This window comes from Cellulomonas hominis (genome assembly GCF_005239125.1).
GTDB lineage: Bacteria > Actinomycetota > Actinomycetes > Actinomycetales > Cellulomonadaceae > Cellulomonas > Cellulomonas hominis_A.
Map to the genome: position 1 here is coordinate 1 of NZ_SZYE01000195.1, position 7,049 is coordinate 7,049.

General features: G+C 75.9%; 4 protein-coding genes and 1 riboswitch. All 4 genes read left to right on the forward strand.

The genetic code is table 11. The features are described 5' to 3' along the window. Positions 1–353: 353 nt before the first annotated feature. Complete coding sequence (gene purN / locus FA014_RS16750; RefSeq protein WP_154730780.1) at positions 354–1,013, forward strand: phosphoribosylglycinamide formyltransferase; 660 nt, start codon at positions 354–356, stop codon at positions 1,011–1,013. A 63-nt stretch (positions 1,014–1,076) separates the two neighbouring features. Further along, positions 1,077–1,307: a PLDc N-terminal domain-containing protein gene (locus tag FA014_RS16755; protein ID WP_154730781.1), complete on the forward strand. Its 231-nt coding sequence runs from the start codon at positions 1,077–1,079 to the stop codon at positions 1,305–1,307. Between the two features lie 85 nt (positions 1,308–1,392). Beyond that, positions 1,393–1,484, forward strand: a riboswitch (ZMP/ZTP riboswitch). Positions 1,485–1,533: 49 nt separating this feature from the next. Next, on the forward strand, positions 1,534–3,165 hold the full coding sequence (gene purH / locus FA014_RS16760; RefSeq protein WP_154730782.1) for a bifunctional phosphoribosylaminoimidazolecarboxamide formyltransferase/IMP cyclohydrolase: 1,632 nt from the start codon (positions 1,534–1,536) through the stop codon (positions 3,163–3,165). A 222-nt stretch (positions 3,166–3,387) separates the two neighbouring features. Then, positions 3,388–6,963: a pullulanase-type alpha-1,6-glucosidase gene (gene pulA, locus FA014_RS16765; RefSeq protein ID WP_328288219.1), complete on the forward strand. Its 3,576-nt coding sequence runs from the start codon at positions 3,388–3,390 to the stop codon at positions 6,961–6,963. Positions 6,964–7,049 lie beyond the last annotated feature (86 nt).

A 7,049-nucleotide genomic window follows, 5' to 3' on the forward strand; every position in this document is an offset into this window, starting at 1 on the left:
GACCGGGGCCGGTGGGGCCGGCCGGCTCCGGGCGGGTCGGACCGGTCGGGTCCGCGGGGTCGGTGGGGTCGCCGCCGTCCGCGCGCCCGGGGCCGTCCGCGGGTGCGCGGTCGGGCGAGGGCGGGGCGTACGGGTTGCTCACGCGGGCCATTCTCGCGCACCCGCGCCGCCCCGCGCCCCGCGCCCCGACCCTTCGCCGAGATGGCAACTCTCGGCTGTGCCACCGGCCGGTGCGACAGCCGAGAGTTGCCATCTCGGCGGACTGGGGGCGTGGGGGTCGGCGCGAGTGCGGGTGGGGTGGGCGCAGGTGGGCGGGTGGGTCGGGGCGGCGCGGGGGCGGTTAGGGTGCGGGCATGGCCGCCCCCGCCCCGCACAGCACCCCCGACGCGCCCCGACCCGCCACGCGCGCCGCCGGCCGGATCGTGGTGCTGGTGTCCGGCGCCGGGTCGAACCTCGCGGCCCTGCTGGCGGCGCACGACGGCCGCGCGTACCCGGGTCGCGTCGTCGGCGTGGTCGCGGACCGCGCGTCCGCCGGCGGGCTGGACGTGGCGCGCGCCGCGGGTGTGCCGACGGCCGTCGTGGCGCCGGGCGACTTCGACGACCGCGCCGCCTGGGACCGGGCGCTGGCCGAGGCGATCGGGGTGTTCCGGCCGGACCTCGTCGTGTCGGCGGGGTTCATGCGGATCCTCGGTGCCGCCGTCCTCGACCGGTTCCCCGGCCGGGTCGTGAACACCCACCCCGCGCTGCTGCCCGCCTTCCCCGGGGCGCACGCGGTCCGGGACGCGCTGGCCTTCGGCGCGAAGGTCACGGGCTGCACGCTGCACGTCGTGGACGCCGGGGTCGACACCGGGCCGGTCGTCGCGCAGGTCGCGGTCGAGGTCGAGCCCGGCGACGACGAGGCGTCCCTGCACGAGCGGATCAAGGTCGCCGAGCGCCGGCTGCTGGTCGACTGGGTCGGCCGGATCGTCGCGGGCGGCCTGACCGTCGACGGTCGCACCGTCACCGTCGGGTAGCGGGACGGACGCAGGGACCTCCGGCCCGCGCGCCGCGGCGACCGGCGCGCGTAGCGTCGGCCCATGGGACACGCACACGCAGGCAGGCGCTGGGCCGAGCTCAGCGCGGGACGCAAGGTCGGCACGGTCGTGGTCACGGCGGCGCAGCTCGCGCTGACCGCCGCCGCCTACCGGGACCTGGCGAAGCGCCCGCCGGCCCAGGTGAACGGCCCGAAGGCGGCGTGGGGGCTCGCGATCCTGGTGAACTGGGTCGGGCCGATCGCGTACTTCGCGAAGGGCCGCCGCACGGACTGACGGCGCCCGGTGGCGCGCGAGCCGGCGGCGCGGCCGGCCCGCTGGGCGGCACGCGAGCGGCGCCGCGGGGCCGTCGGCTAGGCTCGTCCTCGGTCGTGACTGGCGTAGAGGTGGAACTGACCACCGGGGAGCGACCGACGCAGTCCCGCCGACGCACCGTTCGCCTGGGTGCAGGGTCCCGAGCGGCACCCACCGTGGTGCCCGACCGACCACCCGGAGGACCGCCATGTCCCACGCCCTGCCGCCCGTCGCGTCCGTCGCCGACCCGACCGCGGACAGCACCCGCCGCCCCGTGCGCCGTGCGCTGCTGTCCGTCTACGACAAGTCCGGGCTCGTCGAGCTCGCGACGGCCCTGCACGCCGCGGGCGTCGAGCTCGTGTCCACAGGGTCGACCGCCGGGACCATCGCGTCCGCGGGCGTGCCGGTGACCCGGGTCGAGGAGCTGACCGGGTTCCCCGAGTGCCTGGACGGCCGGGTCAAGACGCTGCACCCGCGCGTGCACGCCGGCATCCTCGCGGACACCCGCCGCCCGGAGCACCTGGCGCAGCTCGACGAGCTCGGCGTCGCGCCGTTCGAGCTGGTCGTCGTGAACCTGTACCCGTTCACCGCGACCGTCGACTCCGGTGCGACCCCGGACGAGTGCGTCGAGCAGATCGACATCGGCGGCCCGTCGATGGTCCGCGCGGCGGCGAAGAACCACCCGAGCGTCGCGGTCGTCGTCGACCCGGCCCGGTACGACGAGGTGGTGGCGGCCGTGCGGGCCGGTGGTTTCACGCTCGCGGAGCGGACCCGGCTCGCCGCGCAGGCGTTCGTGCACACGGCCACCTACGACGTCGCGGTGGCGTCCTGGATGGGCAACGTCGCGACGGCGACCGACGAGGTCGACGGCGTCAGCACCGGGTTCCCGGCCTGGGTCGGCGCGACCTGGGACCGCGCGGACGTGCTGCGCTACGGCGAGAACCCGCACCAGCGCGCCGCCGTGTACACCTCCGGGTACGGGGCCGCGGGGCTGGCGCAGGCGCAGCAGCTGCACGGCAAGGCGATGTCGTACAACAACTACGTCGACGCGGACGCGGCCTGGCGCGCGGCGCACGACCACGACGGCCCGGCGGTCGCGATCATCAAGCACGCCAATCCCTGCGGGATCGCCGTCGGCGCGGACATCGCGGACGCGCACGCGAAGGCGCACGCCTGCGACCCGGTCTCGGCGTTCGGCGGCGTCATCGCGGCCAACGGCACCGTGACGCTGGCGGCTGCGGAGCAGATCGCCGAGGTGTTCACCGAGGTCGTCGTGGCGCCCGCGTACGAGCCCGAGGCGCTCGAGGTGCTGAGCCGCAAGAAGAACATCCGGCTGCTGGTCGTCGAGGGCGCCCCGTCCGCGGGTGTCGAGCTGCGGCCGATCAGCGGCGGGCTGCTCATGCAGCAGGTGGACCGCCTCGACGCGGCGGGCGACGACCCGGCGACCTGGACGCTCGCCGCGGGCGAGGCGGCCGACGAGGCGACGCTCGCCGACCTGGCGTTCGCCTGGCGGGCGGTGCGGGCCGTGAAGTCGAACGCGATCCTGCTGGCCGACGGCGGCGCGTCCGTCGGCGTCGGCATGGGCCAGGTCAACCGGGTCGACTCGTGCCGGCTGGCCGTCGAGCGGGCGAACGCCGGCGACGTCGAGCGGGCGCGCGGCGCGGTGGCCGCCTCGGACGCGTTCTTCCCGTTCGCCGACGGCCTGCAGGTGCTCCTGGACGCGGGCGTCCGTGCCGTCGTGCAGCCCGGCGGCTCGGTCCGCGACGAGGAGGTCGTCGCCGCGGCCACGGCGGCCGGCGTGACCCTCTACCTGACGGGCACGCGCCACTTCGCGCACTGACGCGGGGCGGTCCCGCACGAGGCCTACGGTTTCCGGCCGCGCCTCCCGAGATCTCGGGAGGTCGGGCCGGAAGGCGTAGGCCTCGTGCCGTCGGGGGCGCAGCCGGCACCTGCAAGGCGTTGCAGCCCCTTGCTGCAAGCCAATACAGTCGCAGGTAGCCGCGCTGACGCTCACCCCCGACGATGGAGTCCTGTGATGACGCACGCCCGTAGGCGCCCTTGCGTGGCGCCCCGGACACCCCTCGAACCCCGCGGCTCCCGGCGCCGCGTCCTCGCCCTGCTGGCCGCCGGCGCGCTGCTCGTGTCCGGCGCCGCGACGGCCGGCGCGGACGACCCCGCCGACCTGGCCGACCCCGCGGCCGCCGACCCGGCGCCCGCATTCACCTCCGTGTCCGTCCCCGGCAGCCACAACACCGCGATGGGCTGCGCCGGCGACTGGGCGCCCGACTGCGACGAGGCGCAGCTCGCCGAGCGGCCGGACGGCGCCTGGCAGGGCACGTTCGCGCTGCCGCCCGGCGACTACGCGTACAAGGTCGCCCTCGACGGCACGTGGGACGTGGCCTACGGCGCCGGCGGCGTCGTCGGCGGCGCGGACGTCGCGTACACCGTGCCGGGCGCCCCGAGCGGCGCGCCGGTCGACGTGACGTTCTACTGGGACCCGGTGTCGGGCGACTTCCAGAACACGGCCCAGGGGCCGATCGTCACGCTGCCCGGGTCGTACCAGGCCGCGGTCGGCTGCCCCGGCGACTGGGCCCCGGACTGCCTCGCCACGTGGGCCAAGGACCCGGACGGCGACGGCGTGTACGAGTGGTCGACGACGCAGATCCCGGCAGGCTCGTACCAGGTCAAGGTCGCCCACGGGCTGTCGTGGGACGTCAACTACGGCCAGGGAGGCGCGGTGGGCGGGGACGACTACGCGTTCGCGACGTCCGACGGCGAGCAGGTGTCGTTCGCGTACGACGTCGCGACGCACCTGCTGGAGATCACCGTCGAGAACCCGCCGCTGACCGGCGTCGGCCAGCAGCGGGCGCACTGGGTGCGCGCCGACCTGCTCGCCTGGCCGCGCGACCTGCTCGGCGGTGCCGACCCGGCGGACCTGACCTGGGCGCTGCACCACGCGGCCGAGGGCGGGATCGGCGTGACCGACGGCGCCGTGACCGGGCCCGCCGGGACCGGCGAGGTCCCGCTGACCTACGACGCCGCGGGCCTGCCCGCCGACGTGCGCGCCGACTTCCCGGCGCTCGCGGGCGCCGTCGCGCTGCGGGTCGAGCCGGGCGCCGACGCGGCCGCGCTCCTCACCGGCGAGGTCCAGGTCTCCCAGGCGGACGCGGACGGGCTGACGGCGCTCACCGGCGTCCAGGTCCCGGGCGTGCTGGACGACCTGTACGGCGCGGCCGCCGACGCCGACCTCGGCGTCACCTGGACCGGCGGCGCCCCGACGTTCCGGCTGTGGGCCCCGACCGCCCGGGAGGTCACGCTGCTGACCTGGGCGCCGGGCGCCGACCTCGCCGCGGCGCCGGTCCGCGTCACGACCGCCCGCGCCGCCGACGGCACCTGGTCCGTCACCGGCGACCCCTCGTGGTCCGGCGTCCGCTACCGGTACGAGGTCGAGGTCTACGTGCCGTCGACCGGCCGGGTGGAGACGAACGTCGTCACCGACCCGTACGCCGTGGCGCTCACGACGAACTCGACGCACGCCGTCGCGGTCGACCTGGCGGACCCGGCGTACCGCCCGGCGCTGTGGGCCGGCACCCCGCAGCCGGCCGTCGAGCGGGCGGTGGACCACACGATCTACGAGCTGCACGTGCGCGACTTCTCGATCGCCGACGCGTCCGTGCCGGAGGCCGAGCGCGGCACCTACCTGGCGTTCGCGCGGGACTCCGACGGCACCGCGCGCCTGCGCGAGCTCGCCGACGCGGGCCTGACGACCGTGCACCTGCTGCCGACGTTCGACATCGCGTCGATCGAGGAGGACCGCACGCGGCAGGCGACCACCCCCGATCTGACCGGCTTCGGCCCGGCCGCGGAGGACCAGCAGGCCGCCGTCGGCCAGATCCGCGAGCGGGACGGCTTCAACTGGGGCTACGACCCGTGGCACTTCACCGCGCCCGAGGGGTCCTACGCGACCGACCCCGAGGGCGGCGCCCGCGTCGCCGAGTTCCGCACGATGGTCGGCGCCCTGCACGAGATGGGCCTGGGCGTCGTCCTGGACCAGGTGTTCAACCACACGGCCGCCAGCGGCCAGGACGCGACGTCGGTGCTGGACCGGGTCGTGCCCGGCTACTACCACCGGCTCGACGGCACGGGGCAGGTGCAGACCAGCACGTGCTGCCAGAACGTCGCCACCGAGCACGCCATGGCCGAGAAGCTCATGGTCGACTCGGTGGTCACCTGGGCCCGGGAGTACCGGGTGGACGGGTTCCGGTTCGACCTGATGGGCCACCACTCGAAGCAGAACATGCTGGCCGTGCGGGCGGCGCTGGACGCGCTGACCGTCGAGGCGGACGGCGTCGACGGCTCGGCGGTGTACCTGTACGGCGAGGGCTGGGACTTCGGCGAGGTCGCCGGCAACGCGCTGTTCGAGCAGGCCACGCAGGGCCAGCTCGGCGGCACCGGGATCGGCACGTTCTCGGACCGGCTCCGCGACGCGGTGCACGGCGGGTCGCCGGTCGAGGGGTCGTCGATGTTCACGCAGGGCTTCGGCACCGGGCTCGCCACCGACCCGAACGGGCAGCCGGCGCAGCTCGGCGACGCGTCGACGGTGAACACGGGCTCGGCCGCCGAGTACGCGGACCTCGGCCTCGCCACCGACGTCGTCCGGCTCGGGCTCGCGGGCAACCTGCGCGACTACGTGCTGACCACGCACACCGGGGACGTGCTCCGCGGCGACCAGGTCGACTACCGCGGGGCGCCCGCCGGGTACGCGGACTCCCCGGAGGAGGTGGTCAGCTACGTCGACGCGCACGACAACGAGACGCTGTTCGACCTGCTCACGATCAAGCTGCCGCAGAGCACCTCGATGGCCGACCGGGTCCGGATGAACACGCTGTCCCAGGCCACGGCAGCCCTCTCCCAGACGGTGTCGTTCTGGCACGCGGGCACGGACCAGCTGCGGTCCAAGTCGCTCGACCGGGACAGCTACGACTCCGGCGACTGGTTCAACGCGATCGACTGGACCGGCCAGGACAACGGCTTCGGCCGCGGGCTGCCGGGTGCGTGGGCGAACGCCGAGAAGTGGGACCAGATGCGCCCGCTGCTCGAGGACGCCGCGCTCAAGCCGGACGCCGCGGACATCGCGACCGCCCGCGCCGCGGCCGACGACCTGCTGCGCCTGCGGTTCTCCACGCCGCTGTTCCGGCTCGGCGACGCCGACCTGATCCGGCAGAAGCTCACGTTCCCGGACGCCGGGGCGGACGCGACCCCGGGTGTGATCGTCATGCACGTCGACGACACCGTCGGGCCGGACGTCGACGCCGACCTCGACGGCCTGCTCGTGGTGTTCAACGCGTCGCCGGCCGCCGTGACGCAGGAGCTCCCGGGGCTCGCGGGCGCGGCGTACGCGCTGTCGCCGGTGCAGGCCGCGGGCGCCGACGACGTCGTGCGGACGACCACGTGGGACGCGGCGACCGGGACCGTCACCGTGCCGGCGCGGACCGTCGCGGTGCTCGTGCAGCCGAGCGACGCGCCGGTCGCGCCCGGCCCCGTCGACCCGGCGGACCCCGACCCGGCCGACCCGGGAGCCCCGGCCGACCCGGGAGCCCCCAGCGGCCGGACTCGCCAACGAAGGAGCCAGAAGTGAGCAGCGTCGACAGCTTCGGGTCGAAGGCCCGGCTGCAGGTCGGGGACGACACCTACGAGATCTTCCGGCTGGACGCGGTCCCCGGG